The organism is Arcticibacter pallidicorallinus, from assembly GCF_003002875.1.
Taxonomy (GTDB): domain Bacteria; phylum Bacteroidota; class Bacteroidia; order Sphingobacteriales; family Sphingobacteriaceae; genus Arcticibacter; species Arcticibacter pallidicorallinus.
Window position 1 is genome coordinate 593,507 of sequence record NZ_PVTH01000001.1, and the last position, 26,802, is coordinate 620,308.

Annotated in this window: 23 protein-coding genes; 17 read left to right on the forward strand and 6 right to left on the reverse strand. The window is 44.7% G+C overall.

Annotated features, from left to right (window positions below):
• Window positions 1-10 precede the first annotated feature (10 nt).
• The 6 genes from B0I27_RS02445 to B0I27_RS02470 all read left to right on the forward strand — a co-directional run bounded on the left by B0I27_RS02445 (window position 11) and on the right by B0I27_RS02470 (window position 10,307).
• The gene (locus tag B0I27_RS02445; RefSeq protein ID WP_106291009.1) at window positions 11-1,897 is read left to right on the forward strand and encodes a RagB/SusD family nutrient uptake outer membrane protein; all 1,887 of its coding nucleotides are present in this window, start codon (window positions 11-13) and stop codon (window positions 1,895-1,897) included.
• A gap of 35 nt (window positions 1,898-1,932) precedes the next feature.
• Entirely contained in the window at window positions 1,933-4,956 is a 3,024-nt protein-coding gene (locus B0I27_RS02450; protein ID WP_106291011.1) for a SusC/RagA family TonB-linked outer membrane protein, read from the forward strand.
• 19 nt (window positions 4,957-4,975) lie between these two features.
• Window positions 4,976-6,739: a RagB/SusD family nutrient uptake outer membrane protein gene (locus B0I27_RS02455; RefSeq protein ID WP_106291013.1), complete on the forward strand. Its 1,764-nt coding sequence runs from the start codon at window positions 4,976-4,978 to the stop codon at window positions 6,737-6,739.
• An 81-nt stretch (window positions 6,740-6,820) separates the two neighbouring features.
• Window positions 6,821-7,795: a DUF5627 domain-containing protein gene (locus tag B0I27_RS02460; RefSeq protein WP_106291015.1), complete on the forward strand. Its 975-nt coding sequence runs from the start codon at window positions 6,821-6,823 to the stop codon at window positions 7,793-7,795.
• 24 nt (window positions 7,796-7,819) lie between these two features.
• Window positions 7,820-9,508 (forward strand): endo-1,4-beta-xylanase, encoded by a 1,689-nt coding sequence (locus tag B0I27_RS02465; RefSeq protein ID WP_106291017.1) that lies wholly within the window; start codon window positions 7,820-7,822, stop codon window positions 9,506-9,508.
• A 154-nt stretch (window positions 9,509-9,662) separates the two neighbouring features.
• A complete protein-coding gene (locus B0I27_RS02470; protein ID WP_106291019.1) occupies window positions 9,663-10,307 on the forward strand; it encodes a hypothetical protein in 645 nt (214 codons plus the stop codon).
• A 130-nt stretch (window positions 10,308-10,437) separates the two neighbouring features.
• On the opposite strand, the gene B0I27_RS02475 is transcribed toward B0I27_RS02470, so the two are convergent.
• Genes B0I27_RS02475 through B0I27_RS02485 form a run of 3 tightly spaced genes read right to left on the reverse strand, consistent with a single transcriptional unit; the run spans window position 10,438 to window position 13,246 of the window.
• On the reverse strand, window positions 10,438-11,829 hold the full coding sequence (locus tag B0I27_RS02475; RefSeq protein ID WP_106291021.1) for an NAD(P)(+) transhydrogenase (Re/Si-specific) subunit beta: 1,392 nt from the start codon (window positions 11,827-11,829) through the stop codon (window positions 10,438-10,440).
• Entirely contained in the window at window positions 11,826-12,113 is a 288-nt protein-coding gene (locus tag B0I27_RS02480; protein WP_106291023.1) for an NAD(P) transhydrogenase subunit alpha part 2, read from the reverse strand. Before B0I27_RS02480 ends, B0I27_RS02475 begins: the two co-directional genes overlap by 4 nt.
• Window positions 12,110-13,246 (reverse strand): Re/Si-specific NAD(P)(+) transhydrogenase subunit alpha, encoded by a 1,137-nt coding sequence (locus B0I27_RS02485; RefSeq protein ID WP_106291025.1) that lies wholly within the window; start codon window positions 13,244-13,246, stop codon window positions 12,110-12,112. Before B0I27_RS02485 ends, B0I27_RS02480 begins: the two co-directional genes overlap by 4 nt.
• Window positions 13,247-13,482: 236 nt before the next feature.
• Between B0I27_RS02485 and B0I27_RS02490 the strand changes: the two genes are divergently transcribed.
• Window positions 13,483-13,821: a zinc ribbon domain-containing protein YjdM gene (locus B0I27_RS02490; RefSeq protein WP_106291027.1), complete on the forward strand. Its 339-nt coding sequence runs from the start codon at window positions 13,483-13,485 to the stop codon at window positions 13,819-13,821.
• Window positions 13,822-13,861: 40 nt separating this feature from the next.
• On the opposite strand, the gene B0I27_RS02495 is transcribed toward B0I27_RS02490, so the two are convergent.
• The gene (locus tag B0I27_RS02495) at window positions 13,862-15,427 is read right to left on the reverse strand and encodes a carboxylesterase/lipase family protein (protein ID WP_106291029.1); all 1,566 of its coding nucleotides are present in this window, start codon (window positions 15,425-15,427) and stop codon (window positions 13,862-13,864) included.
• Between the two features lie 281 nt (window positions 15,428-15,708).
• Between B0I27_RS02495 and B0I27_RS02500 the strand changes: the two genes are divergently transcribed.
• The 3 genes from B0I27_RS02500 to B0I27_RS02510 all read left to right on the forward strand — a co-directional run bounded on the left by B0I27_RS02500 (window position 15,709) and on the right by B0I27_RS02510 (window position 18,371).
• Window positions 15,709-16,659, forward strand: a complete 951-nt coding sequence (locus tag B0I27_RS02500) for a hypothetical protein (protein ID WP_106291031.1) — start codon at window positions 15,709-15,711, stop codon at window positions 16,657-16,659.
• A 79-nt stretch (window positions 16,660-16,738) separates the two neighbouring features.
• Window positions 16,739-17,326: a TlpA family protein disulfide reductase gene (locus tag B0I27_RS02505; protein ID WP_245925405.1), complete on the forward strand. Its 588-nt coding sequence runs from the start codon at window positions 16,739-16,741 to the stop codon at window positions 17,324-17,326.
• Window positions 17,327-17,348: 22 nt separating this feature from the next.
• The gene (locus B0I27_RS02510; protein WP_106291033.1) at window positions 17,349-18,371 is read left to right on the forward strand and encodes an LLM class flavin-dependent oxidoreductase; all 1,023 of its coding nucleotides are present in this window, start codon (window positions 17,349-17,351) and stop codon (window positions 18,369-18,371) included.
• Between the two features lie 16 nt (window positions 18,372-18,387).
• On the opposite strand, the gene B0I27_RS02515 is transcribed toward B0I27_RS02510, so the two are convergent.
• The gene (locus B0I27_RS02515; protein ID WP_106291035.1) at window positions 18,388-19,230 is read right to left on the reverse strand and encodes a FimB/Mfa2 family fimbrial subunit; all 843 of its coding nucleotides are present in this window, start codon (window positions 19,228-19,230) and stop codon (window positions 18,388-18,390) included.
• Window positions 19,231-19,519: 289 nt separating this feature from the next.
• Between B0I27_RS02515 and B0I27_RS02520 the strand changes: the two genes are divergently transcribed.
• The 7 genes from B0I27_RS02520 (at window position 19,520) to B0I27_RS02550 (ending at window position 25,153) form a co-directional block, all read left to right on the forward strand.
• On the forward strand, window positions 19,520-20,602 hold the full coding sequence (locus B0I27_RS02520) for a mechanosensitive ion channel family protein (RefSeq protein ID WP_106291037.1): 1,083 nt from the start codon (window positions 19,520-19,522) through the stop codon (window positions 20,600-20,602).
• Between the two features lie 182 nt (window positions 20,603-20,784).
• Window positions 20,785-21,207 carry a DUF1801 domain-containing protein gene (locus B0I27_RS02525; protein ID WP_106291039.1) on the forward strand — a complete coding sequence of 141 codons (423 nt, stop codon included), beginning with the start codon at window positions 20,785-20,787 and terminating at the stop codon, window positions 21,205-21,207.
• Window positions 21,204-21,485, forward strand: coding sequence for a 2Fe-2S iron-sulfur cluster-binding protein (locus B0I27_RS02530; RefSeq protein ID WP_106291041.1), 282 nt, complete (start codon window positions 21,204-21,206; stop codon window positions 21,483-21,485). Before B0I27_RS02525 ends, B0I27_RS02530 begins: the two co-directional genes overlap by 4 nt.
• A 203-nt stretch (window positions 21,486-21,688) precedes the next feature.
• Window positions 21,689-22,423, forward strand: a complete 735-nt coding sequence (locus B0I27_RS02535; protein ID WP_106291043.1) for an acetylxylan esterase — start codon at window positions 21,689-21,691, stop codon at window positions 22,421-22,423.
• Window positions 22,424-22,435: 12 nt separating this feature from the next.
• Window positions 22,436-23,887 carry a family 43 glycosylhydrolase gene (locus B0I27_RS02540; protein ID WP_106291045.1) on the forward strand — a complete coding sequence of 484 codons (1,452 nt, stop codon included), beginning with the start codon at window positions 22,436-22,438 and terminating at the stop codon, window positions 23,885-23,887.
• A 247-nt stretch (window positions 23,888-24,134) separates the two neighbouring features.
• Entirely contained in the window at window positions 24,135-24,587 is a 453-nt protein-coding gene (locus tag B0I27_RS02545; RefSeq protein ID WP_106291047.1) for a DUF2059 domain-containing protein, read from the forward strand.
• 20 nt (window positions 24,588-24,607) lie between these two features.
• Window positions 24,608-25,153 (forward strand): dihydrofolate reductase family protein, encoded by a 546-nt coding sequence (locus tag B0I27_RS02550; protein ID WP_106291049.1) that lies wholly within the window; start codon window positions 24,608-24,610, stop codon window positions 25,151-25,153.
• A gap of 89 nt (window positions 25,154-25,242) precedes the next feature.
• Here the strand turns inward: B0I27_RS02550 and B0I27_RS02555 are convergent, their stop codons facing one another.
• Window positions 25,243-26,793 carry a SusD/RagB family nutrient-binding outer membrane lipoprotein gene (locus B0I27_RS02555; RefSeq protein ID WP_106291051.1) on the reverse strand — a complete coding sequence of 517 codons (1,551 nt, stop codon included), beginning with the start codon at window positions 26,791-26,793 and terminating at the stop codon, window positions 25,243-25,245.
• Between the last annotated feature and the right edge of the window lie 9 nt (window positions 26,794-26,802).

Below are 26,802 nucleotides of genomic sequence, written 5' to 3' on the forward strand. Positions count from 1 at the left end.
ATTGATTGTAATGAAAAGATATATAAAGAGCATATTGATTATGGGACTCGTTTCCTCTATGGTAGGAGGAGTTTCTTGTAAAAAGTATTTAGACAGGGATCCGGAGTCAATCGTATCAGAGGAGTCTGCATTCAAAGACTTTCGAAACTTTCAGGGATATACAGAAGAACTATATAACTGTATTCCGGATTTCACGAACCGGTATTGGACGAATAGCTGGAATTGGGGCGAGGATGAGATTCAATCTACGGTCCAGAATTTTCACATCGTTAACAAGATCGATAACGGCGATTTTTGGGGATGGCAGCGCGAATTCGACGGCTGGGGTGCGGGGTTCATGGACAACGCTACGGCAAATACGAATAATGACCGTATGACAAAAGGGCTTTGGCCGCTGGCATGGTACGCCATTCGTAAATCGAACATAGGCTTGGAGAATATAGATAAGATGGTTAACGCAACGGATGAGGAGCGGAAACTGATCAAAGGTCAGCTTCTTTTTTTCAGAGCCTGGTCTCACTTCATGCTTATGCAGTATTTCGGAGGCTTGCCGTATGTTGATAAGGTGCTTCCGTCTGATGAGCCACTAAGGCTTCCGAGACTAAGCTACCAGGAATGTGCAGCTCTGGCCGCAAAAGATTTTCGCGAAGCTGCCGATCTGCTACCGATAAATTGGGATGACACCCAGGCTGGAAGAACAACGCTTGGAAAGAATCAATTGCGTATTAACAAGATCATGGCTCTGGGCTATCTGGGTAAAAACTACCTGTGGGCAGCCAGTCCGCTGATGAATTCAGAATCTACAGGAAGTAAATCATACAACGCTGAGTTAAGTAAACTTGCAGCAGCGGCGTTTGCTGAACTTTTACAGCTTACAGAGAGTGGTGCTGCTCCTCACAGGTTGCTGCCTTTTAACAAATACAGCGATAACTTTTATACAATCGGGCAGAATTTCATGATTCCCGGCGGTACTGAAGCGATTTTTACGGGTCCGTATTGGGGAGCCCATGGATCTACTTACGGAACCGCAAAACAGTATATGACGCTTGTAGCGGGTGCTGAGTCGCTTGTTTTTACACCTACTGCCAATTATGTGAACTATTACGGAATGCAGAACGGCCTTCCTATTCCTAACTCAGCTCAGGCAGATGCTGCATCGGGATATGATCCGCAGTACCCATGGCGCGGTCGCGATCCTCGTTTTTATAATGACATCGGTTATGACGGAGTGAAGGTGATTCAGGGCCCGCTCGCTGAAGAAGTGGAGCGCAATCGCTATGCTAATCTTCACACCGGGGGAAGCTATCGCGATGACCGGTCAGGTAGCCGTACAGGATATCTTTTGTACAAGTTCGTCCCACGTACCGCCAATGGGTATGATCAGGGATGGAATTATGGTCAGAATCTTAATATAAAGGTGTCGTACATGCGTTTAGCCGACATTTATCTGATGTATGCCGAGGCTGTTGCTGCAGGTTACAACTCAGCTGCTGCGAGTGCTCCGGGATTCGCCAAGACGGCTGTCGATGCTGTCAACGTTATTCGTGACAGGGCAGGTGTAGCACATGTTGCTCCTCAATTCCTTGCTTCTGCTGACGAGTTTATGAAAGAGGTTAGAAGGGAACGTGCTGTGGAACTCGCGTTTGAGGGTCACCGCTTTAACGATCTTCGCCGCTGGTATCTCCTTTCAGAAGTGCCTTATACTTTGAAGACGGCAGCGGAGTTCGACAGGGCTGCAACGTTGAATTCAACCATTGATCCAAAGGAAAACAGGGTGGTAAACTATCGTGAACGGGTGATCTTGCAGCGTCCATTCGGAGAAAGGCATTACTGGTTGCCGCTTAAGAGATCCGATGTAAACATGTATCCGGAGTTTAAACAAAATCCCGGTTGGTAATTCATCGAGTGTATAGATCAGATAAAAAATTTAATATGAAATATTCAAGAATAGCATGGGCTATATACCTTTTTGTCATGCTCTCGGTTGGTGTGGCAAATGCTCAGGATGCCGCTAAAATAGCTGTTAAAGCAATTGTCCGGGGGGTTGGCGGCGAACCGCTCTCCGGGGCTGTAATTACCAACGAATCGCTAAAACTTAAAACGGTGACTGATAGCCGCGGCATGTTAGAGGTTAGCGTTCCGGAAGAAGCCATTCTTACTGTCAGCGCTGATGGCTACAAGACATCCTCTATCGTGGTCACTGCTGATTTAGATCGCATTGACCTGGCTCAGGATATTTATTCTGTCAATGTTGCTTTCAAATCGGCTAATGCTAAGGACTTGCCATCGGGAGTATCCAGTGTAAATATTTCCGAACTGTTGGAAAAGAACTATCTCATCAATTATGACGGCCTGGAAGCTTTTGCACCCGGTTACAATGGAAACCAGTTATGGGGAATGAACAGCTCGCTGGTATTGATAGATGGTGTGCCTCGTGATATCAGCAGCATTTCACCTAATGAAGTCGACCATATTACCTTTCTGAAAAGTGCATCAGCCGTTGCCCTCTATGGAAGCCGGGGCGCAAAAGGCGTTATTATGGTATCTACGAAGAGGGGAACAGACTCTAATCAACGCATAAACGTCCGCGCAAATGCGGGTATTAATGCTCCGAAAGGATATCCTCAATACCTGGGTTCTTCTGAATACATGACATTGTATAACGAGGCCAGACTGAATGATGGCCTGGGCGTATTGTATTCTGACGAGGCTATCTACAATCATTCTGCAGGAAATCCTTACCGTTATCCGAACGTGGATTACTACTCATCTGATTACATTAAGAACAGTTATGCGCGCTACGATGCTGTAACTGAAATATCGGGAGGTAACGAGCGTGCCCGCTATTATACTAATCTGGGTATGAGTTCAAATGGTTCTCTTCTGAACTTTGGCGAGGCGAAGGATCACAATACGACGCAACGTTTCAACGTGCGCGGTAATGTTGATATGAAGCTTAACAGGATTTTGAAAGCGCGGATCGACGCCAGTGCAGTGTTCGCAAACGGTTCCGGTGTGAATACAGACTATTTTGGAAGCGCCGCAACGTTACGTCCGAATCGCTTTACTCCACTCATACCTTTGAGCTACCTGGAAGAGAATGATGAGGCTAATTGGGCTATAGTGAATGCCGCTACGATTATTGACAATAAGTATGTTCTCGGTGGTACATCTCTGGATCAAACGAACCCATTCGCTGCAATCTACGCAGGGGGTAGTAATAAATTCGTGCAACGTGAATTTCAGTTCACCACAGGTGTGGATGCGGATCTGAATGGTCTAATGGATGGCTTATCTTTTAGCACAACAATGGGCGTGGATTACTGGAACAGATACAACCAGGGTTACAGAAACGGGTACGCAACTTATCAACCGACCTGGACATCGTATTCAGGTACAGATTTACTGTCAGGACTACAGATCTTCGGACAAGACACACGTAGCGGACAGGAAGTAATTGCAGATAGCTGGTACCGTCAAACGATTTCGTTATCGGCGCAGTTGAATTACAATAAGACAGTAAACGGTAGTCACAACATCTCGGCAATATTGATGGGTGCCGCGTTCCGCCAATCTCTTTCTGAAGTTTACCAGCCGACTACCAATTCGAACATTGGTTTGCAGTTGGGATACAACTTCAACCAAAAGTACTTTGCAGAACTTACGGGTGCTGTAGTGCGCTCACCAAAGCTCGCTTCGGGCAATCGTACTGCATTTTCACCGGCAGGCTCGATCGGCTGGAGACTTAGCGAAGAGCCATTCCTTAAAGATGTATCGTTTATTGACAATCTGAAGCTAACAGCTTCTGCCGGAATCTTACATACGGATATCGACATTACGGATTATTTCCTGTACGAAAGCATATACACCGGTACCGGAAACTGGTATGGCTGGAATGACGGCTCGGGAACACAATCAACTGATTCGCGGAGAGGCGAAAACTTCGATCTGAAAATGGCCAGAAGAGAAGAGGTTAGTCTGGGTATAGATGGTATTTTGTTTAAAAATCAGCTTAGCTTTGGTGCAAACGTTTTCCGTAACACGTTGTCTGGTAATGCTATTCAGGCATCTGCGTTGTATCCAAACTATTTTACTCAAAATTTCCCGAGTTCATCGTTCATCCCTTATGTGAACTATAATAATGATCAACGCACAGGCCTTGATTTTTATCTGAATGTTAACAAGCGCATTGGCGCCGTAAACTGGATCCTGGGTACTGCATTAACCTATTATACTACGAAAGCGACAAAGCGTGCAGAAATTTTCCAGGATGCTTACCAGAATCGCTCAGGCAGACCACTGGATGCTATCTGGGGTCTTCAAAGCGATGGCTTCTATATGGACGCCGCGGAAGTTGCTGCTGCTGACGGTGTAAATGGTGCTAAGCCTGCATTTGGTGCGATTGCGCCGGGTGATATCCGATATAAGGATCAAAATGGCGACAATGTCATCAATGAGCGGGATGAGGTATATCTTGGTCGTGGAGGATGGTCTGGATCTCCTTTGACTGTAGGGGTTAACCTGTCTGCGACATGGAAGAACCTGACGTTTTTCGCATTGGCAACCGGTCGCTTTGGCGCCTATGCAATGAAGAGCAATAGCTATTTCTGGGTTAATGGTGATGATAAATATTCTGCTGTTGTGAGGGACCGCTGGACGGAGGAAACTAAAAATACAGCGACCTTCCCACGACTGACAACGCTTGGCGGTGATAACAATTTCAGGAACTCTGACTTCTGGATGTATTCTACAGACAGGATTGATCTCTCCAAAGTGCAGATATCATACAAGATTTCTGATAACGTATTGAAGAGTAAGTTTCTTCATGAACTCGGTATATATGTAGCAGGATATAATCTACTTACAGGGGCAAAGGAACGGGAGATACTGGAAACAAATTTTGGCGCTGCTCCTCAGACGCGGCTTTACAACCTGGGCGTAAAGGCTCTCTTTTAATGATTTAACACTTAATGATATGAATAGATTTTCAGTGCTACTTATAGGTGTTGTTCTAGCGCTTACCGGCTGTAAGAAATTAACAGACCCGGCTCCCCAGAATAACGGCGACTTCGAAAATATATATGATGAACCGAGTTTGGCTCACGGCCTGTTATTGAATGGCTATACCCGTCTTCCGACAAACGGCTGGACATTTAGCGATGTAGCAACCGATGATGCGGTAAGTAATGATGCAACCAATAATTTCAGGAGAGTTGCTACGGGACAATGGTCATCTGTTTTGAATCCTCTGGATCAATGGACTAATTCACGTGCTGGCATTCAATACCTGAACATGTTTCTGGCTGAGGCCGACAAAGTGAACTGGGATACTAAAGATCCAATGCTTGCTACGATGTTCAAGGACAGGCTTACAGGCGAGGCTTATGGCCTTAGAGCGTATTTGATGTTTTATATGCTGCAGGCTCATGCCGGTTGGGTAAACGGCGTTTTGTATGGCTTTCCTTTGGTTCTGGATCCGGAAACACCTACTTCAGACTTTAATAAGCCGAGGGCAACTTTTGACGAGTGTATGCAACAGATTTATAGCGACCTTGCAAAGGCGGAAGAACTTCTTCCTTTGGACTATAACGACATCTCGTCAGCATCTCAGGTGCCTGCTAAGTATGCAGGGGTAAAAACGGAAAATTACAACCGGGTTTTTGGCCGTCTTTTTAAACTGAGGATGACAGCGAGGATTGCGAAGGCAATCCGTGCAAAGGCAGCTCTACTGGCAGCTAGCCCTGCGTACTCGACGGCAAATAATCCTGATCGCTGGGTTGAAGCGGCGAATCGTGCCGGAGAAGTTCTGCAGCTTAACGGATGGTTGACCAACCTGGATCCTGAGGGTGTAACCTGGTACAACAACAAAGCTGAAATTGACGCTTTAGCCTCGGGAGCCATTCCTAAGGAAATACTATGGCGTACTAATATTGGTTCTAACAGTGACCTTGAAGCAGACCATTATCCACCTACATTGTTTGGAAACGGACGTCTGAATCCGACACAGAACCTCGTCGATGCGTTCCCGATGGCTAATGGTTATCCCATCAGGGATGCTGCATCAAGTGGCTACAGCTCTGGTACTCCTTACGCGAATCGCGATCCACGTTTAGCTAAGTACATCGTGTATAACGGAGAAATCGCAGGTCCGACGAATGCCGTAATCAACACATCAGCTGATGGCCTTACCAATGATGCTTTGAACAGGGTGGAAACTTCTACCAGAACGGGTTATTACATGCGTAAACTGCTGAGACAAGATGTGAGCAGGAATTCTGCTTCCATTAACAACCAGAAGCATTATAGACCACACATCCGTTATACTGAAATCTTTCTGGCATACGCCGAAGCGGCGAATGAAGCATGGGGACCAACAGGAACGGGAGGTAATGCCAACAGTGCTTATGATATTATTAAAGCACTGCGTAACAGGGCAGGTGTAGGAAGAACCAATGGAGATGCTTACCTTGAATCAGTGAAAAATGACAAGGATGCTATGAGAACGCTGATCAGGAATGAGCGGAGATTGGAGCTAGCCTTTGAAGGCTTTAGATTCTGGGATCTGCGCAGGTGGAACCAAGATTTGAACGAAACGGCTAAGGGAGTTCGTATACAGCAAAACGTTCATCAGGTAATTGATGTCGAGGCTCGATCATATCAGGATTTTATGAGGTTTGGCCCTATCCCTTATAGTGAGGTTTTAAAATTTAACGCGCTGCAACAAAATACAGGATGGTAATCCGCTGCAGATTATAAAACAATGATAGGGTTTAACGATTCGGTTGCCCTATCTGAGTTCATATATAACTAAAATATTGTGATGAAAAGATTATTAAATATTGCGCTGGTGCTGGTAGCAGCATTAAGCTCCTGTAAAAATGAAGAATGGGCATTTCCCGACTATGATGTCCAGTCGGTCTATTTCTCCTATCAAGGCCCAATCCGCACGCTAACATTGGGTGAAGACATATTCGATACTTCATTAGATAATGAAAAGAAGGTACAGATTATGGCTACAACTGGCGGTGTGTATAAGAATAGGAAAGATATAACAATAGGAATAGCTGTAAATAACTCTCTGACTCAAGGGCTAAATTTTCCCGCTCCGTTTAGTGGAGCTGTAAGACCTATGCCTGAAAGCTATTACAGACTTGCTTCGGATAGGATAGTCATTCCTTCGGATAAACTGATAGGCGGGGTAGAGGTACAGCTTACTGATGCCTTCTTTGCAGATCCTCTATCTATAAAGACCACCTATGTGATTCCCTTATCGATGACCAATCTGTCGGGTGCCGACTCTATTCTGGCGAGTAAATCGTACACGCTTTATGCCATTAGATACATCAATCAGTGGGACGGTAACTACCTGCGCAGAGGAAAAGATGTATTTGTTGGTAAAAATGGAAACACGGCTCTGAATACAACCGTAACCAGACATGCGCAATACGTGGAAAAAGATGAAGTGAAGAAGATAAGTACCCGATCATTAAATCAGGTTGAATTCCCTGTGAGCTTCAAGGCTGCCGACGCAACAAACATCAATCGTACTTTGCTTCTCACCTTTAGTGACGATGGCAATTGCACAATTGCTGCAGCCGATGCGAGCTTCACTGCAAGTGGAAGCGGTAAGTTTGTAAAGAAAGGTGAAAAAAACAGTTGGGGTAGCAAAGACCGTGACGCCCTTTACCTGACTTATCAGGTGGAATTGCCGGAAAGGAATGTTTCTTCTACGGACACCCTGGTTTTGCGTGACCGGGGAGTGAAAGCAGAATTCTTTACCCCGATAGCGAACTAATTATAAACTTTAGATCCGGAACAAATGAAATTAGTTAACAAATTCGCATTAGGGCTGGCCTTCTCGGTGGGCTTAGTTTCCTGTAATGAATATGAATCTCTTGACTACGAGGTTGAAAAACCTCAGACAGTCATTGAGCAGGAAAGAATAGATTCTTTGGAGCCCTTGAAGGCTTATATAGATAGAGCGGCAAACCCCGGTTTTAAGCTTGGCGTGGCACTTTCATTATCTCAGTATACAAGCAAGGGCCTGATGTACAGGCTTGCAAACAGTAACTTTGATGAAATAACGCTGGGGTATGAAATGAAGCATGGGGCTATCGTCCAGGCTAATGGAACATTAAACCTGGCTAACGTAACTGCGCTTCTTGAAACAGCATCGGAGGCAGGTACTTCCGTATACGGACATACGCTTGCCTGGCATGCCAATCAGAACGCAACTTATTTGAAGAGTTTAATAGCGCCAGTAGTGATTCCTTCAACCGGAGGACCTAGTTGGGATCTCGTCACAGCTGCGGACTTTGAGACGGATGCTGCGCCGAATTATCAGTACAATACAAACGCGGTGGCTGGATTTACTGCGCAGGGACAGGGTGCTAAGGGATCTGGAAGAGCACTGAAGATTACGAATACAGCTGTTCGTGCCAACGACTGGGACGTTCAGTTGTTTGTGAAGTTCTCGCCCGCCGTCAAGGTTGGAGAGCAGTATCGGCTTACACTTGATGTACGTTCTGATGTAAATGCTTCTTATGGCACCCAGGCTCATATTACAGCAGGATCTTATAAACACTGGGATTTTTTTGGTACTGTGAACTCAACCCCGGAATGGAAGACTTATACCAGGGAAATTGTCGTCACTACGGAAATGGTGACCAGCGGCGCGATCGCCTTTAATCTCGGAAAAACCGCAACGACGTTTTACTTCGATAATTTAAAACTGGAGAAATTGAATCCGGAGGGTGGAAGTACCATAATTGAAAAGACTGCGGAAGAAAAGAAAGTCATCCTTACTGCTGCTCTCGAAAACTGGATCAAGGGCATGCTTGAAGTATCTAAGCCGTATGTCAAAGCTTGGGATGTTGTTAACGAACCTATGGACGACGGAAAGCCTATGGAGCTCAAAACAGCAGCAGGAAGAGAGTCTATTCCCGCGGATCACTTCTTCTGGCAGGATTATTTGGGTAAGGATTATGCTTTGAAGGCTTTTCAGCTCGCAAGACAATACGGTAATCCGACGGACATCCATTTTATCAATGACTATAATCTCGAATACAGCCTTGATAAGTGTCGCGGTCTGATAGAATACGTGAAGTATCTGGAATCTAAAGGCGCAAAAATCGACGGAATTGGTACTCAAATGCATATCGATGCCACTTCGGATAAAGCGAAAATTGAGGAAATGTTCAAGTTGCTTGCAGCTACAGGGAAACTTATAAAGGTATCAGAACTGGATATGGGTCTTGGAGGAAAGGTATTGACTCCTCAGGCGACACCGGCACAGTATGCTGCACAAGCGGAGATGTACAAGTGGGTAATCCAAAAGTATATGGAGCTTGTTCCTGCAGCACAGCGTTACGGTATCACGATCTGGAGTCCGTTAGATAGTCCTGCCGGTTCAGGTTGGAGGGCCGGGGAGCCTGTAGGTCTGTGGACAGAAGGCCAGGTGAGGAAGCCTGCTTACATGGGGGTAGTGGAAGGTCTTAAAAAGAAATAGTTAATTTCGCAATAGGCAATAAAGTAAAAGGGTGCACCGGTTAACGGTTGCACCCTTTTTTACGTTTTTCGAGCTACTCTCGAAGCTTTTGTGCAGGCCTGGAATTGACCGGCTAATCAACTAATTTTAATATCATTGTATAAACAATAATTATATGAAAAAAACCTTACTCCTGTTCGTACTCATCAGTGCAAACCTACTTGCTTTTGGGCAATACGAAAATGCGAAACAAGTATTTGAAAGTCCTAAACTAAAGACTGCTGTGGCTACACATAAAGTCGTAGCCATCCTTCCCTTTGGAACTAAAATATCTTTCAAGAAGCAACCCAAAGATTTTGATCTGGAAGCCCATGTGCAAAAGGAAAGGGCAATGGCAACTTCCATTCAGTCGAGTATGTATACTTTTCTCCTTAGAAAGTCAAGCAACTACACTGTTGAATTTCAAGATGTCGAAAAGACAAATGTGTTGCTGAAAAAAGCCGGGCTGATTGACAAATTAGATGAAGTTACTAAAGATGAAGTGGCGAAGGCTTTAGGTGTTGATGCCGTCATTTCAGGGAAATTTGAGACAGAGCAAACAAGATCAGAAGCTGGAGCAATTGTAACTACTGTTTTATTTGGTGGTATTGGAAGCAAAACAGGCTCAGGTTCACTAACTATGGCTGTTTATAACGGTCAGTCAGGCGATATGTTGTGGCGTTTCTTCAAAGCTATGAATGATGGAGTCTTTTCTTCCAGCGATGAATTAATTGATCGGATGATGAGAAAGGTATCCCGAAACTTTCCATACAGTAAATAATAGATGTTACTTTCAGGCATTTCATAATGTGACATAAGAAAAGCGGGGAATGAATCCCCGCTTTTTTTGCATTTAGTGTCCTTTAAGTTCTCTGATACTCGGAGACACCAGTCCAAAACTGTTAGATTATTTAGAGCTCCTTTAGCTCGCTTACTACTTTAGACATAGAAGATTTGGCGTCTCCAAATAGCATTAAGCAGTTTGGAAAGCCGAACAATTCGTTCTCGATACCTGCATAACCTGCGTTCATACTCCGTTTAGAAACAATTACAGTACGAGCTTTGTCAGCATTTAATATCGGCATACCATAGATAGGGCTTTGTGGATTGTTACGGGCAGCGGGATTCACAACATCATTCGCACCAATAATTAATGCGATATCGGTATTAGCGAATTCATCATTGATGTCGTCCATTTCAATCAACTTATCGTAAGGGATATTTGCCTCTGCCAAAAGTACATTCATGTGCCCCGGCATACGTCCTGCAACAGGATGAATAGCGAACTTAACAGAGATGTTCCTTTTTTCTAACAGGTCGGTTAATTCCCTTACCACGTGCTGGGCTTGTGCCACTGCCATTCCGTAACCCGGAACAATGATAACAGAGGAAGCCGAATCAAAAAGCATCGCTGTTTCTTCAACACCCACTTCTTTGGTCACTATTTCCTGCTCACTCTTCGAAGAAGTCCCTACGGTTTGACCGAAGCCTCCTAACAACACGTTTGCTAAAGAACGGTTCATGGCTTTACACATAATTTGCGTAAGGATGATACCCGAGGTTCCTACGAGCGCGCCAGCGATGATTAAAACCTGGTTGTTTAATATGAAACCTGTTGCACATGCTGCGATACCGGAGTAAGAGTTGAGCAAAGAAATTACTACTGGCATATCGGCACCACCGATAGGTATCACTACCAACACGCCTAAAACCAGTGATAAGAACAATAGGGAGAACATCCAAACTTCGGTGTTGGGACTGGAAACCATCATTGCGGATAGAATGATGATTGCAGCTAAAAAAAGTGCGTTTAATAAGTGCTGTCCTTTGAAAGTCACAGACCCTCCGTTTATCAAACCTTTTAGTTTGCCAAACGCCACCATAGATCCTGTGAAAGTAACAGAGCCGATGATAACACTTAAGGCTGTCGTTATTGCAGCGATAGGATCCATAGTTGCAGCGCTATCGTGTGCTAATTTCCAATATTCGGATGTTGCTACTAAAACAGAAGAAGCACCGCCAAAGCCATTTAACAACGCCACCATTTCGGGCATTTGCGTCATCTCGACTTTCTGAGCGATATATAAGCCCACAGCAGATCCGATCAGGATAGTGACGAATATTTCAGTATAGCTTAATACATTCTTATCCAAAAGCGTTATTAACACGGCAATTAACATTGCAGCAGAGCTTAGGGTATTTCCTTTGCGGGCGGTCGTCGTTTTTCCAAGCATCTTAATGCCCACGATAAACAGGACGGATGCTACCAAGTAGGCTATTTTTATAATAATGTCTTGATTCATTTCTTCTTTTTAAACATCTGGAGCATTCTGTCGGTAACTGCGTAACCACCTACTACATTTAGTGTAGCCAGGAAAAGTGCAGCTATTCCTAAAACTTTACTGGTCGACCATACATCCGGACCGGAGGCTACAATGGCGCCAACAATGGTAATTCCGGATATGGCATTGGAACCCGACATTAGTGGTGTATGTAAAGTAGGAGGGATTTTGGCGATAAGTTCAAATCCGACGAAACTGGCCAAAACCAGCACATAGAGCAGTACGATTAAGTTTTCTGGGTTCATGCTTTGTTTTTATTTAGTATTTCTTTGGTAAAATCGTTCACAATTTCAGCATTATGGGTGATGAGTGATCCTTTGGTAATCTCATCATCCATGTCCCATTTGAAATGTTCCCTATCTGCCAGATGTAGCAACAAAGTGCTGATGTTTTTTGCGTAAAGTTCGCTGGCGTTCACAGCAACGAGTCCAGGCAGGTTCGCTTCGCCAACCAGGGTAATTCCGTGTTTGACAATTGTTGTATTGAACTCGCTCAGCTCGCAGTTGCCCCCGCTTTCTACGGCCATATCAACGATTACTGAACCTGGTTTCATCGTTTTGACCATGTCTTCAGTAATCAGTACCGGTGCTTTTTTTCCGATTACAAGAGCTGTCGTTATCACAATATCAGCTTCCGCTACATGTTTGGAAATAAGTTCTTTTTGCTTCTTTAAATACTCCTCAGAGACCTCTGTCGCGTATCCGCCTTCGGTTTGAACGCCATCTGACTCTACTTGTAAAAAGCGTCCGCCAAGTGATTCTACCTGTTCCTTCGTTTCGACCCGTACATCTGTTACTTCTACAACCGCCCCCAGGCGTTTAGCAGTAGCCACAGCTTGCAGGCCTGCAACTCCGGCACCAAAAATGAGTACTCGTGCAGGTGTAATTGTGCCTGCTGCGGTCATCATTAATGGGAATATTTTCCCTAGTGCATTTGCACCTAAAAGTACTGCTTTGTATCCCGCTAAGTTTGATTGAGAGCTTAATGCATCCATCTTTTGAGCCCGGGAAATCCGTGGAACTGCATCCATCGCAAAGGTGGATATCTTCTTTGCATTACAGGCTTCCACTATCTCAGGGATCGTGTAAGCATACATAAAGGAAATGATGACAGCGCCTTCTTTTAAAAGCGATACCTCATCAAGCGATGGGGCATTCACTTTTAGCAAAATATTGGCGTCGCCCAGTAAAGGCGCTCTGTCCTTTTCAATCACGGCACCTGCTGCAACATAAGATGAGTCATAAAATCCGCTCCCGTCTCCGGCAGAACTTTCAATATGACATTTGAACCCTGCTTTTACCAGTGTTTTAACAACGTCTGGCGTTAATGCCACCCTTTTTTCAGGATGTTTCTTTTCTTTAAGAACTGCTACCTTCAATGCGCTACGAATTATTTATTTGAATATAAGTTTATTTTGGTAAGTGCCTGCTCATTAAGTTCATGCTGTTCAAAAGTAAGAGGAATGTCCATATCGCAAAATGTTCTACGTCATTTTTTGCGATTTAGAGGGTGGTCGTAGGGTGATGACAGGATATATTCATCATTTGAGAATGCGACAATGAAAAAAGAAAATCATAGCAATTGTTACCTTTGCCTGGAACAATATTTAATAACATGAACGAACTAGCACCTTGCCCAATTTGCCAATCACCCTATACTTATGAACAGGAAAGCTTACTGGTTTGTCCGGAGTGCGGACATGAGTGGGCTGCTGCTGAAGAGCAGACTGGTGAGACAAGCTTCGTCGTAAAAGATAGTAACGGTAATATTCTGGCCGACGGCGATTCTGTGATTACAATCAAAAATCTGCCGGTAAAAGGGAGCCCGAAGAGCATCAAAGCTGGTACAAAGGTCAAGAATATCCGTCTGGTGGATAGCGATCACAATATTGATTGCAAGATAGAGGGTTTCGGTGCTATGGCGCTCAAATCAGAATTTGTTAAAAAGGCCTGACCTTCAAGTTCGCTTTGATGATCAGGCTTGGCGCTGTATGCTATTTTGCCCAGTCTTTCCCTTCCTGAGTGAATCGCCATTGAAAGTATGAATCTAATACCCTCATGGATTTTTCATCGGGAACGGGGCCAAGGTGCGAAGTTGTTTTCAGATACATCACTTTTGGATTTGTGTGCTTGAAGGCCGGCCATTCTGGTACTCCTTTTCCGTTGGGATTCCCGGTTTTAGCAAAGTTTGTCCAGTAGGTACTGATGAGATCTGAAACCTTGATATCAGAGGGAGTAATATCGGGATTCTTGTCATTCAGGGTCTGAAATACATAGGCCACATCTTGTCCATGCGGAGATCCCTGTCCGTATTTTGGAGAATCTTTCGGGTATTCCGGGTGTTGGTCGAAATAATAGAGGAAAACCTTGTCCTGACTGGTTTGCGATTGCAGATTAGCCCAGATCCAGGTCTGCCAACCGAAGGCTGCATCGCGGCTCAGGTTGCGGGCTGATTTAGGTATGCCATCTTTGGAAAGGGGATAAGCTGCCAATAGCGGTTCGGCAAACTTTCCATATCGTTTTTCGACATTAGCCTTAAATTCTTCAGGGTTCTTTTCCCGGGTAAAGCTGAGTCCTTCGTCTGAGTTATAACCAATCAGAACGGGTGTCGGGTTGTATTTGCCTTCTTTGTAAAGCTTGTACTGATTGTCGGGAAGAACGTGACCATCGATGATCGGCCATCCTCCACCCATATTCATGCCCATAGGCAGTTTCTCAGGATCCAGTTTGCGCAATTCGGCTATAGAAGAAGCGTTCACTGCCTGGGCATATGTAAGGCCATCAGCTTCAGCCAGCTTCAGCGTTTTCATGTTTTCGCCGGGGTAGGTAGTGGCACGAGTTGGACCGAAGGAGCCACCGCTTTGGGAAATAGCACCGTGAAACAGGCCCTTGGCTAATGGAGATGCGCAGAGCATGCTAACAGATATCCCTCCGGCAGACTCACCAAATATGGTCACTTTTCCAGGATCCCCACCGAAGGCTTTGATGTTTTTCTGCACCCATTTGAGTCCCGCTATCTGGTCTAGTAAGCCATAGTTACCGGATACTTTATTCGGATCTTCGGCACTTAGTTCTGGATGAGCAAGAAACCCTAACTGGCCAACGCGGTAGGGGATACTCACAATAATTACGCCCTTTTTTGCCAGGTTAGCACCAGTTGTGGTCGGATCTGCTGTTGATCCGAAGCTGAATCCGCCACCATAGATCCAGACCATAACGGGCAGTTTCTCTTCGGGTGATTTAGCCGGTGTCCAGACATTCAGGTACAGGCAATCCTCGCTTTTTCCGGCAGCGGCGTTTCCAGGCTGATAAGGGGAGGGAGAAAACTCTGTTGCTTGTTTAATGCCTTCCCATTTTGCGGCTTGTTGAGGGGCTTTCCAGCGTAATTCTTTTACAGGAGGTGCTGCGAAGGGAATGCCTTTGAAGACAGTTAAGCCATTTTCATTTTTCCCCTGCAATATCCCTTGTTCAACTTTGACTTGGAGAGGGTTTCTTTGCGGCTGAGCCATAGTGGATAAGGCTATTGCAATAAGGAAGGTACTTAGAATTGGAACTTTCATTTAATTTCTTTTAGGTTTTAGGAGATTAAGTACAGGCTGCAAGCACTTGAAGGTGACTTGATTATTGTTATGCAATTTATTATTTATACCTGGATAATAAAAATGCTAATGGTGGACGCGGAAGATGGCGTTTACGAATGTGTCTGGTTAGTTGACGGGAACCTGAGGTGTCCTTTGGAGAAGTGATGGAGATGTGGTTCGTGTTTTTCGTCAATTCTGTGTAGGTTTGAAGCCGTTGATGAGAGTGGAGTCAACCGTAAACCTCCCTAATAAAGATAAAGATGAAAAAGCTTTTAACCTGTTTGATTGGAATCATTGCATGCTCTTCAGTTTTAGCGCAGAAATACTCGGGGAACCGAAAGTTTTTGCTTAGGGATGAGGGTCTCTCACAGGTCAGCTTCGTAAACCTGGATGATTCGACGGCCAACTGGTTTATTAAAGTGCCTGCAGGCCGTGATCTGCAGCTGGTGGGCAACAGAACCGTACTTGTGAGTACTGGTACGGGATATCAGGAACTTGATGTCCGTTCAGGAAGAATGCTGAAAGAGGTTTCTGATTATGCAGGGTCTGTAATGGCGCGTCGATTAAAGAACGGGAATACATTGCTTGTGGGGCTGAATTGGGAAGGTAAAAAGGGTGTTGTTCTATTGGAAGTTGATGCAGACGGAACGAATAGGAAGGTTTTAAATTTTCCGGAGCATAATTATGTGCGTTTGGTTAGGGAAACGGCTAAGGGAACTTTTTTAATTACCGCCAATACCATGGTGTTTGAGTCTGACCGGGATGGGAAAGTTATATGGAAAGCCAATTTGACCGGACCTAAGAAAATTAATTCATGGCAGGCGTTGCGACTGCGTAGAAATAAGACTGTTGTTAGCTCGGGTTATGCAGTGAACTTTCAGATTCTTGATAAAAATGGTGCCGTCAGTAAAACTTTCACAGGCCCTAAGGAAGTGAATCCTCATTTCTTTGCAGGCTTTCAAGTTTTGAAGAACGGCAACTATCTGGTTACAAACTGGCAGGGACATGGCCCAGATTTTGGTCACAGCGGCAGTCAACTGCTTGAGTTTACACCGCAGGGTAAACTGGTGTGGTCATGGAAGCAGGACCCGGCGAAGTTTTCTTCGCTGCAAGGGGTTATAGCGCTTGATGGCTTAAATCCGGAATATTTATATATTGAGGGTAAGGACGGCAAGCTTAAGAAGCAAAAGACGGCGAAAAAGTCAAAATGATTTGGTTAAGTGATTGTCTTTTACTGTAGCTGTTTTAATCTGCCCGATTGTTGGAAATCAGCTTTTGCAAAGACCGCATATGAATAGATTGTTGCAATTTCTTCGAAATAATGGCTTCTCCCTCATTATTGGAATCGCCTTAATCGTTTTAATGGTTAGCCCTGATGCAAAGTCGTTTGTGCTACGACAGATGATGTTAACAGGGTTCTTTAATGCGAGCATCGATAGAAATACTTCTGAAGATTCGAATGATAGTCATGTTGATTTTAGTTTCGAAGACGGAAACGGAACTATTCAAAACACAGCTTCTTTGAGAAATAAGGTCGTGTTTGTTAATTTCTGGGCATCGTGGTGCCCTCCATGCCGGGCAGAATTTCCTTCAATTGAAAAACTATATTCAGAATTTAAAGACCATCCTGATGTTTTCTTTCTGATGATTAACGAGGATAGTGATCCTACCACCGTAAAGGCTTATCTCAATAAGGAGAAATACTCCGTTCCCCTATACAGGTCGGTCGGAAGTGTGCCCAAGGAAGTTTATTCCGGATCATTGCCCACAACAGTTGTGCTCGACAAGAGAGGCAAAGTCAGGCTTCATCATACAGGACTTGCTAATTACTCATCCGCTGGTTTTCTGAAGCAGATTGAGGAGTTGATAAGGGAGTAACTTATTCATTATATTTATCTCAATGAAAAAAATTGGCTTTTTATCGTTCGGGCATTGGTCGAATCAACCTTCTTATAAGGCCCGTAGCGCTGGGGATACTTTGCTTCAAGCCATTGAACTTGCTGTTGCCGCAGAGGAACTTGGCCTTGACGGTGCCTATTTCCGGGTGCATCATTTCGCTGCTCAACTGGCATCACCGTTTCCTTTGCTGGCTGCCGTTGCGGCAAGGACGAGTAAAATCGAGATCGGTACCGGCGTGATCGATATGCGGTATGAAAACCCTATGTACATGGTGGAAGATGCCGGTGCTGCTGATCTTATTTCCGGAGGGCGCTTGCAGCTGGGCATTAGCAGAGGTTCTCCGGAGCAGGTGATCGACGGGTGGCGATATTTCGGCTATGAACCGAAAGAAGGAGAAAGTGACGCCGATATGGGAAGAAGAAAAGCTCTGGAATTTTTGGATAAACTCAAAGGTGTCGGCTTTGCTAAGCCTAATCCGTATCCCATGTTTCCCAATCCGCCGGGATTGTTGCGGTTGGAACCGCACTCAGAAGGTCTGCGGGATCGTATCTGGTGGGGCGCGGCATCGAATGCTACGGCTATTTGGGCTGCCGAAAACGGGATGCATCTGCAGAGCTCTACACTGAAATACGATGAGAGTGGCAAGCCGTTTCATGTACAGCAGGCTGAACAGTTACGGCTTTTTAAAGATGCCTGGAAGAAAGCTGGACACGCGGGGGAACCCCGTACATCGATAAGCCGTTCAATCTTCGCGTTGGTTAATGACCAGGACCGGTATTATTTCGGTCATGAAGCGAGTCGTGACGACAAGTTCGGTTATATCGATAGTAATAAGCGGGCGATCTTTGGCAAGGGTTACGCAGCGGAACCGCAGCAGCTTATTGACGAATTGGCCAAAGATGAAGCTATCCAGGAAGCCGACACACTGTTATTGACCATACCGAACACTTTGGGCGTTGACTACAATGTGCATGTATTGTCCTCGATTTTGGAACATGTCGCGCCCGGGCTAGGGTGGCGGTGAGTTACACCGCCGTTTCTCACTTCACTGAAATGTTAAATTCCTGCGTTACCATCTTCCCTTCGAGCACCGTTATCTGGTTCTTATGAATCGGGACGTACACCTCTCTTGGGGTGCCTGCCCCGAGAAGCTGAACTAGAACCGGACGGGAGGTGTTCAGGAGAAGAATATCAATTGGCCCGTCCAGATTGCTCGATCTTGGAAATGTGTAGTTCTGGACGCGTCCAAAAGTACTTCCCGATGCAAACATGACTGCTGTCTGCTCTAGATAAATCTCCACCTGATAGTCCGTCAAATCGGAGATCCTCACCTCCAGCTTTCCAATGATTCGCTGCATGATTATGTCCAGTGTTTTATCGCTAGCGATGTTCGCGTCCACCTGCGCCAAAAAGGTATCGGTGGTTTGATACGTTCGGTTCGCTTCGCTGTGGGATTTTTGCCAGTATTGCATATTCGCCTCCTGGTAGGGCAACATTACAGCGCTAAGAGTGTCTTGAAGCCGAAACTGATTAATGCCAAAAGGCGTTTGCGAACTTGCAGCTACAAACCGATAGTTTCCCTTGGGTAGCTCAAATTCGATATCTCCGAAATTGCTTTGCGTGAAGAGGTGCGTTTGTCGAGCCACCTCATTTCCTGTTTCCATGCTATACACAATGACACTCAACTGGGAAACGTAATTCTTAAGCGGTTCTGTTTGAAAGCCGGTGTTTGGCTCTCCTACCGTATGGTTATACCCCCCGAAGCGGAAGTCAACCAGATACTTCTTTTTACCGTGACCGTCGTGAAGATCCAAAAACGCCTGCTCACAACCAGAAAGTGTTGTGAGAAATACCAATGAAATGAAAATGATGAGAGTTTTCATAGGCTTTTTTTTATAAATATACAGGTAATCAGTTGTTTAGCCCATAGGTATTTGAGGTCGAGACGAAATTGGTGATTTCGGGAAACATTCTCACACAGTGTATTCACATCGCAGCCATCACTATTGTTCCTGCCTTATTTCGGAGCTGATTGATCAAACAAGAGACCTTGTGTGATAGTATGAAGAATAGAGAATATAGGATATACTGCTGGTTAGGAATGCGGTCTAAATTAAACCAAACATGCATTCCCTTGTTAGAAATTAAATACTTCAATTTTAGCTGTACTGAATGAATAATTTAATTCCCTACTTCGAACATATCCCTGACTTTATTTTTAACCTTTTGCTTCTGTTTCTTGCAATCATCGCCGGTCTGGTTATCAGATTCATTTTGAATAAGAGTTTCTGGATTTATTACCGACGGAGCAAAAGTTTCACTTCTCAGCAAATCATCAGGCATCTGCATACTCCTGTGGGTTTTCTTCTTCCGCTGATGATGGTAAATGCCACCCTTCCGCTGATGAGAATGAGTAAGGATGCTTTGGCAGTGGTTGATAAGACTGTTGAGATTGGCCTTGTCCTGGCCTTTGCAGCGGTCATAATTTATTCGATTAAAATACTCGAATTGGTGGTATTCCATATATACGACATTAGTCAGTCAAACAATCTCAAAGCGAGGAGGATCCGTACACAAATGCAGTTTATTCGACAACTGCTCGTGTCGATCATTGTGGTGTTGACTCTCGCCGCTATACTCATGAGTTTCGAAAATATGCGTAAGCTGGGAGCCGGCTTGTTAGGGGGAGTGGCTATAGGCGCAACCATCCTGGGATTTGCTGCCCAACAATCCCTTGGCAATTTACTTGCCGGATTCCAGATTGCCTTCACACAACCTATACGCATCGATGACGTGCTTGTTGTCGAGGGCGAATGGGGGAGAGTGGAGGAAATCACGCTGACTTATGTGGTGCTGAGAATCTGGGATCAAAGGCGACTGATTCTTCCAATCAGTTACTTTATTCAGAAGCCTTTTCAAAACTGGACACGCAACTCTTCGGATATTCTGGGTACAGCCTTTTTTTATCTCGATTATCGTGTTCCGGTAGAAAAGGTCCGTGAAGAACTTACCCGTTTGCTGCAATTATCTCCGCTGTGGGATGGAAAAGTAGACGTGTTACAGGTAACCGACACCAAGGAAAGAAGCGTTGAAATTCGGGCACTAATGAGCGCCAGAAATTCGGGAGAGGCATTCGATCTTCGGTGTTACATCAGGGAGAATTTAATCAAGTTCATTGAGAATAACTATCCCGAAAGCTTGCCGCGGACGAGAGCCGAAATTGACCAGGCCGTAGTAGTAACGGACTGCCGATAGTGAGGTGAGAAGAAATTATTTATTTGGCTCCCTGATACCGCCGAAATTTATATTTAAGTTAGCAATAGGCAATCTCAGTAGATTGCTGTTATACAATGACGAGAGGAATGACCAAACTCTTAGTTATGAAGCTGCATCTTGATTGGACCATAATAATTTAGGAGCTCCGGGGAGATTAAACTATGGCGACAAAAAACAAAACGGCATCTACGCCCGTCAGCGTAGTAGAGTTTATAAACTCATCTGTTGAAAGCACACAAAGGAAGCAAAACAGCTTTCGTCTCATTGAACTAATGCAGGAATGGTCCGGCTGCGAACCCAAAATGTATGGGCCGACGATAATAGGATTTGGAAGCTATCATTATAAATATGCCAGCGGCCATGAAGGAGATGCCCCTTTAATCGGGTTTTCGCCACGGAAAGCTGAGTTTTCACTTTATGTAACCGCTCCGGGGAATGAGGACCAAAACCATTTTGATAAATTAGGTAAAGTTAAGATGGGAAAAGCGTGTATCTATTTCAAGAAGTTGGATGATCTCAATCTCGATGCCCTGGAACAGATTAGTATAGCGACGATCAGATACATAAAGAAGCACTACGCATGAGTTTGAGAAAGACGATTCTATTTACTCTTCATTATGCAAGTGAGGCTTATTCCATACAAGTCATGCCCAATGAGTATTATAGTTTAATGACCCTCATCGCAGACAAGCTCGCCATTCCGGGCTTCGGTTTGTGTTGCGGAATGGGCAGTTGTGGCACTTGCCTGGTGCAGATCGCTCATGCTCAAAGCAAAGCGAAAGCAAATGTTCTGGCTTGCGACATACGTGTGGATGACAGTCTTGCTAACGCAGTGATTATCATTCCGGACACCAGATTTTGAAATCCCGATATTGCTGTTTCGAACAATATGGAGGCGTTTCCTGACAAATGTCCTATCGTTTTAGACAATTTTACTATTCCCGCTTCTCCTAATCAGTTAATATTGTGACGGATATCGTGATGTTTTGTGAAAGAACTTAAACGAGTTTCTGAAAAGTCTGATCTGAGTAACTAACCTAAATTAATTATACCTAAAGTTCAAATATGGACATAAAACGCAAATCATTATTGCTGGGGATGGCCTTTGTAATTTCTGCCGGAATGGGATTACAAAAAGTGTCTGGCAATTTAAAGGACAAGATCGACAGTACTGTGCAAAAAGACACCTCAAGAAGTATAGCATCGTACTTCAGCCCAGCGACAACATCAAAGAAGACGCCTGACTCTGAAGGCTTCATCCAACGATGGCTACTCCTGGAGCCGATAAATAAACCTAACCGCACTAATACGGTATTTACTGACAGCTACTTAAGGGCAGCTTTTGCTGAGAAATATTTCCCAAATCAATTAACTGTTCTGCCGAAAAATGGAGATAAGGTCAAGGTTGGAGATCAGGAGCTTAAATGGCATGCTCTGGATAGCAAAAATTTTAATGTAAAGCTGTTTCGCTTTGCACACGGGCTGGAGAAGGAGATATATGGAGTGCTTTTTTGGGCGGTGACCATTGTGGATAGTCCCAGGGAAATGAAAGATGTAAGAATGGCTGTCGGGTCAAATTCAGCATCAATGTGGTGGTTAAATGGGAAGGAGGCCCTTTTGCTTTCAGGTGACAGGCGTATGGTAATGGATGATGTTGTTTCAAGACGGCTAACGCTCAACAAAGGCAGAAACATCATCCGCGGCGCAGTAATCAACGGTCCGGGAATGAGTGATTTCTGCGTCCGTTTTTTAGATGACAAGGGCGAGCCGGTAAAATCTCTCAACATAAGCCATAAATGATAAAGAATTACCATGATCAAAGGAATTAAAAGAACTGGCACAATAGCCATATTAACATGCTTGGTGACAAGCGCAGCAATAGCACAAGTAGGAAAACCATTTATTCATGATCCGTCGACCATCGCGGAATGCGACGGTAAGTATTACACATTTGGCACCGGGTCTGGCGGTTTAATATCGAAAGATGGCTGGACATGGGAAAAAGGCGGTGTACGACCGGGCGGCGGAGCTGCTCCGGATGTTTTGAAAATAGGTGACCGCTACCTTGTCGCGTATGGTGCAACCGGAGGGGGCTTAGGTGGTGGACACAACGGCAGGATACTGACTATGTGGAACAAAACGCTTGATCCTGATTCCCCTGATTTCAAATACACAGAGGCTATCGTAGTGGCATCTTCCGATGGAACGGAAGATTGCGACGCTATTGACCCCGGACTTCTGCTTGATCCTACGGACGGCCGTTTATGGTTATCTTATGGTACTTACTTTGGGTTCATTCGCCTCGTAGAACTTGATCCGAAAACAGGTAAACGTGTGGAAGGGAATGAAGCAATCAATATTGCTATTGATTGCGAGGCTACAACTATGATGTATCAGGATGGCTGGTATTATCTTCTTGGGACGCACGGAACGTGCTGCGACGGGCCGAACTCGACTTATAATATTGTAGTGGGCCGCTCCAGGAAGGTTACTGGTCCTTATCTGGATAATATGGGAAGGGACATGTTAAAGGGTGGAGGTAAAATGGTTATTGCTGCTGGTGGAAGGGTAAACGGGCCCGGCCACTTCGGACGCTTGGTCCTTGGTGACGGAGTTGAGAAGATGTCTTGTCACTTTGAAGCGGATCTGGATCAAAGCGCTAGAAGTGTATTGGGTATTCGGCCATTACTTTGGAAAAATGGATGGCCGGTTGCAGGGGATTTGTTTAAGGAAGGGACTTACGAAATTGAATCAGAGAGAAGAGGATATGCGTTGGAGTTGACGGTTGATTTTACAAGAATGCCTGGTGGAATGCGTGGGTTTAACCGTGATAACAACGAGCCTATAAAGCCTGTTGCCTCACAACAATTGGCAGACGTTATTAAACTATGGCCTACAGGGAATATCGATGTGAGAATAGGTGACTACATGTTCCGCCCCCATCAAAAATGGACAATTACAGCGGTTCCTGAAGCAGGCGGCCATTTAGGCGGCCCTTATTTTAAAATCGTAATAGAAGGAACCGACCGGGCATTAGCAGCAACTGCAGACGCTGAGGTGATCACTGTTCCAAAATTTACAGGCGCTCAGGAACAGTTATGGCGGATCGATCAACTTACTGATGGCACCTACAGGATAATGCCCAAAGTCATTCCTGGTTTAAATAAGAACCTGGCTTTAGTGTCTGCCGGAGATAGCACGCCCACACTTGGCGAGTTTGATATGAAGAGCGATAATTCTAAATGGAATTTTAAAGCTCATTGAGTTTATACTTTACTTTATCGAAGGCGCAGGTTAGAACTAACTTGCGCCTTTTTATTACTTAGGGTTAAGCGTTATAGATGGGTAGAATTGAAAGGATTGAGTTATTGCAGCTTTCAAAGACCCCTGGCTCAGAATTTTTAACATATGTCTATTGGCTTCAGAAAATTCGTTATTAGACATCGATGTATTGTATTGAAAATGAGTCTGATTGTTCGGATTAATAATCTAATTTTATAAAAAAATTAACATGAAAAAAACCTTCTTATCACTATTACTCGTATTAAGTATAACCCTTTCTTTCAGTCAGGAAAACAGTACTTACAAAGCATCATTAAAAAAAATGATCCAGGTTTCAGGTTCAGAATCAGCCTCCAAAGGCATAGTAAATCAAATGATCACCATGTTTAAACAGCAGCAAGCAAATGTGCCTGTCGAATTTTGGGATGAATTTGCTGCCGAAATGAACAGAGATGCTATCGGCCAGCTTGTAGACATGCTAACGCCGATATACCAAAAACACTTAACTGAGAAAGACCTTCAAGGTGTGATTTCTTTTTATGAAACGCCTTCTGGCAAAAAGTTCGCAGAGAAAACTCCTCTTATTACTCAGGAGTCGATGCTCGCAGGTCAGGAGTGGGGTAAGCAAATTGCCACCAAGGTGGTTGAAAGGCTTCAAGCGAAGGGATATATGAACAAATAAAACGCCAAAAATAAACGCCGATGGGAAAGTTAATCATGTGGAATATCATCACACTGGATGGTTATTTTGAAGGAACAAAAAGTTGGGATCTTCCTTTTCATGAAACGGTGTGGGGGCCAGAGTTAGAGCGTCTGTCCATCGGGCAGCTGGAATCAGCAGCTTATCTGGTGTTTGGGCGCGTGACGTACGAAGGAATGGCGGCCTACTGGACGGACGCTGAAGGCGAAATTGCTGACTTGATGAATAGCATACCCAAAATAGTCATCTCCCGGACGCTCGAATCAGCCGACTGGACTAACTCGACCTTGGTTCAGGAAAATATAGTATCCGAACTCATACGTTTAAAGTCGGAAGCCGATAAAGATATGTATGTATTTGGCAGTGCCAACTTATCGGAGACACTCATAAGAGAGGAGATTTTTGATGAATATAGAATTGGAGTAGCACCGGTTCTTCTAGGAAGTGGGAAGCGTTTGTTTCCTGAATTAATGAATACAAAAAAGTTATCTCTGCTTTCTTCTCAGCCTCTTAGCAATGGAGGTATCGTATTGAAATACCGATCTTAAAAGACAAAAGCCAGAAATCATCCTATGGGGATGATTTCTGGCTTTGAACGTCAGCTGGTGCAAGCTGACATTCTGCATAAACAGCCATTTTATGGCTTATCCCAAAATATCCGTGTTGTCAGATTATCAGGACCAAAGCTGGCAACTGCCGCTTGATAGCTTTCGCTATTTCTCGCTGACTCTTCATTTGGATAAGCGAACCGTCTGACAAATCCACCTTGTAAGTTGTTGTTATAATTGTTTGGTGTCAGTGCAGGATATCCGCTTCTGCGGAAGTTGGCAAATGATTCCGCTCCGTTCCCGAAAGAAGCAATCCAGTATTGGGTATTGATACGCTCAAGTGCATTGGCAGCACTGTACGCAACTGCAGGCTGATTCAGGTAGCTATCCTGGGTGCTACCCGGAATTGCGGGATTAGGCACTGTTGGGTAAAGTGAATACTCATCCATTGATGCTTTAACACCGGCATTATAATATTCCTGCGCGGTCAAAGCTCCTGCAGGAAGCCAGCCCCGGAAAGACGCTTCAGCTAAAAGCAGCTTCGTTTGTGCATTAGTGACAAAGAATATAGGAGCGGTAGCACTTCCAAAAACCCGTAAGTTGATCTGCGAATAGTTCTGACCAGTGCCGGCTGTTCCTCTGTACCCAGGTGCATTTTTTACACTTGTTTGATCATAACCAATCGGGAAGCCGAATTGATTGGCCGCTGTAGTGTCCGGAGTCAGTGCTAACGCCTCATTCGGTGCCGCATATTTTCCGGAGATATATTTCAGGCGCGGATCGTTTGCTGATTTAAGCCTGTTGACAAATGGCTCTGCGAGGTAAAAGTAATACAGGTTTCCGGTTCTTATTACTGCATTAAGCGGGTTATTGTATGTGGCATTATATTGCACCATTACGTTATCGGAATTTGATGCCATTACCCCGCCATTAAAAGCTTCCTGTACAATTGAGGCAGCTTTAGTCGGATCTAACTTAGAGTAGCGCATTCCTAAACGCAACAGGAGGGAATTGCCGACCTTTCTCCATTTTTCTACCTGAATGGCAGCAGAGCCGGAGGTGCCAAAAAACAGTTCTTCCTTTACCTGATCCTTCTCGGGAGATAGCGCTGCAGTAGCTGTCTTGATCTCATTGTACAGATCCTCATAAATTACCTCGTCTTTATCGTATTTAGGATAGTAGAGTCCACCAATGTAGGCTTTGCCTGCTTCGCTGTAAGGTACATCACCATAAGTATCTACCAAGGTCATAAATATATATGCCCTCCATATCCTCAACTGGCTGTACAGATTGCTACGTGCAGGATCGTCTTTCACTAATTCGATGGCTTGCTCCAGGAACTTGATGGGGCCCGGATAGTTATCATTCCAGCGCGGCACGTTGAAAATGTTAGAATCCTCATTAAAATTGAAACCTGTCGTAGCTCCAAGGTTATATGCGTTAACAAATTGCTGAACTACTGTTTGCTCGGCTTCATAAAAGCCGCCGCTGGTAAGTCGCTGCGCGTTAGCGAACAATAGTGCAGGGTTGATATTCGTGAGTGCGTACGGATTGGTGTTTACCTTGTCGAAGTCTTTGTCGCAACCGGACAGAGAAAACGCAATCAGAATGGTGTATGTATAATATTTTAATCTGTTCATGATGCCAGT

Bases quoted from the DNA above. Each gene is read 5' to 3' on its own strand.
- B0I27_RS02445 (WP_106291009.1), top strand. From the start codon at position 11: ATGAAAAGATATATAAAGAGCATATTGATTATGGGACTCGTTTCCTCT.
- B0I27_RS02450 (WP_106291011.1), top strand. From the start codon at position 1,933: ATGAAATATTCAAGAATAGCATGGGCTATATACCTTTTTGTCATGCTC.
- B0I27_RS02455 (WP_106291013.1), top strand. From the start codon at position 4,976: ATGAATAGATTTTCAGTGCTACTTATAGGTGTTGTTCTAGCGCTTACC.
- B0I27_RS02460 (WP_106291015.1), top strand. From the start codon at position 6,821: ATGAAAAGATTATTAAATATTGCGCTGGTGCTGGTAGCAGCATTAAGC.
- B0I27_RS02465 (WP_106291017.1), top strand. From the start codon at position 7,820: ATGAAATTAGTTAACAAATTCGCATTAGGGCTGGCCTTCTCGGTGGGC.
- B0I27_RS02470 (WP_106291019.1), top strand. From the start codon at position 9,663: ATGAAAAAAACCTTACTCCTGTTCGTACTCATCAGTGCAAACCTACTT.
- B0I27_RS02475 (WP_106291021.1), bottom strand. From the start codon at position 11,829: ATGAATCAAGACATTATTATAAAAATAGCCTACTTGGTAGCATCCGTC.
- B0I27_RS02480 (WP_106291023.1), bottom strand. From the start codon at position 12,113: ATGAACCCAGAAAACTTAATCGTACTGCTCTATGTGCTGGTTTTGGCC.
- B0I27_RS02490 (WP_106291027.1), top strand. From the start codon at position 13,483: ATGAACGAACTAGCACCTTGCCCAATTTGCCAATCACCCTATACTTAT.
- B0I27_RS02495 (WP_106291029.1), bottom strand. From the start codon at position 15,427: ATGAAAGTTCCAATTCTAAGTACCTTCCTTATTGCAATAGCCTTATCC.
- B0I27_RS02500 (WP_106291031.1), top strand. From the start codon at position 15,709: ATGAAAAAGCTTTTAACCTGTTTGATTGGAATCATTGCATGCTCTTCA.
- B0I27_RS02505 (WP_245925405.1), top strand. From the start codon at position 16,739: ATGAATAGATTGTTGCAATTTCTTCGAAATAATGGCTTCTCCCTCATT.
- B0I27_RS02510 (WP_106291033.1), top strand. From the start codon at position 17,349: ATGAAAAAAATTGGCTTTTTATCGTTCGGGCATTGGTCGAATCAACCT.
- B0I27_RS02515 (WP_106291035.1), bottom strand. From the start codon at position 19,230: ATGAAAACTCTCATCATTTTCATTTCATTGGTATTTCTCACAACACTT.
- B0I27_RS02520 (WP_106291037.1), top strand. From the start codon at position 19,520: ATGAATAATTTAATTCCCTACTTCGAACATATCCCTGACTTTATTTTT.
- B0I27_RS02525 (WP_106291039.1), top strand. From the start codon at position 20,785: ATGGCGACAAAAAACAAAACGGCATCTACGCCCGTCAGCGTAGTAGAG.
- B0I27_RS02530 (WP_106291041.1), top strand. From the start codon at position 21,204: ATGAGTTTGAGAAAGACGATTCTATTTACTCTTCATTATGCAAGTGAG.
- B0I27_RS02535 (WP_106291043.1), top strand. From the start codon at position 21,689: ATGGACATAAAACGCAAATCATTATTGCTGGGGATGGCCTTTGTAATT.
- B0I27_RS02540 (WP_106291045.1), top strand. From the start codon at position 22,436: ATGATCAAAGGAATTAAAAGAACTGGCACAATAGCCATATTAACATGC.
- B0I27_RS02545 (WP_106291047.1), top strand. From the start codon at position 24,135: ATGAAAAAAACCTTCTTATCACTATTACTCGTATTAAGTATAACCCTT.
- B0I27_RS02550 (WP_106291049.1), top strand. From the start codon at position 24,608: ATGGGAAAGTTAATCATGTGGAATATCATCACACTGGATGGTTATTTT.
- B0I27_RS02555 (WP_106291051.1), bottom strand. From the start codon at position 26,793: ATGAACAGATTAAAATATTATACATACACCATTCTGATTGCGTTTTCT.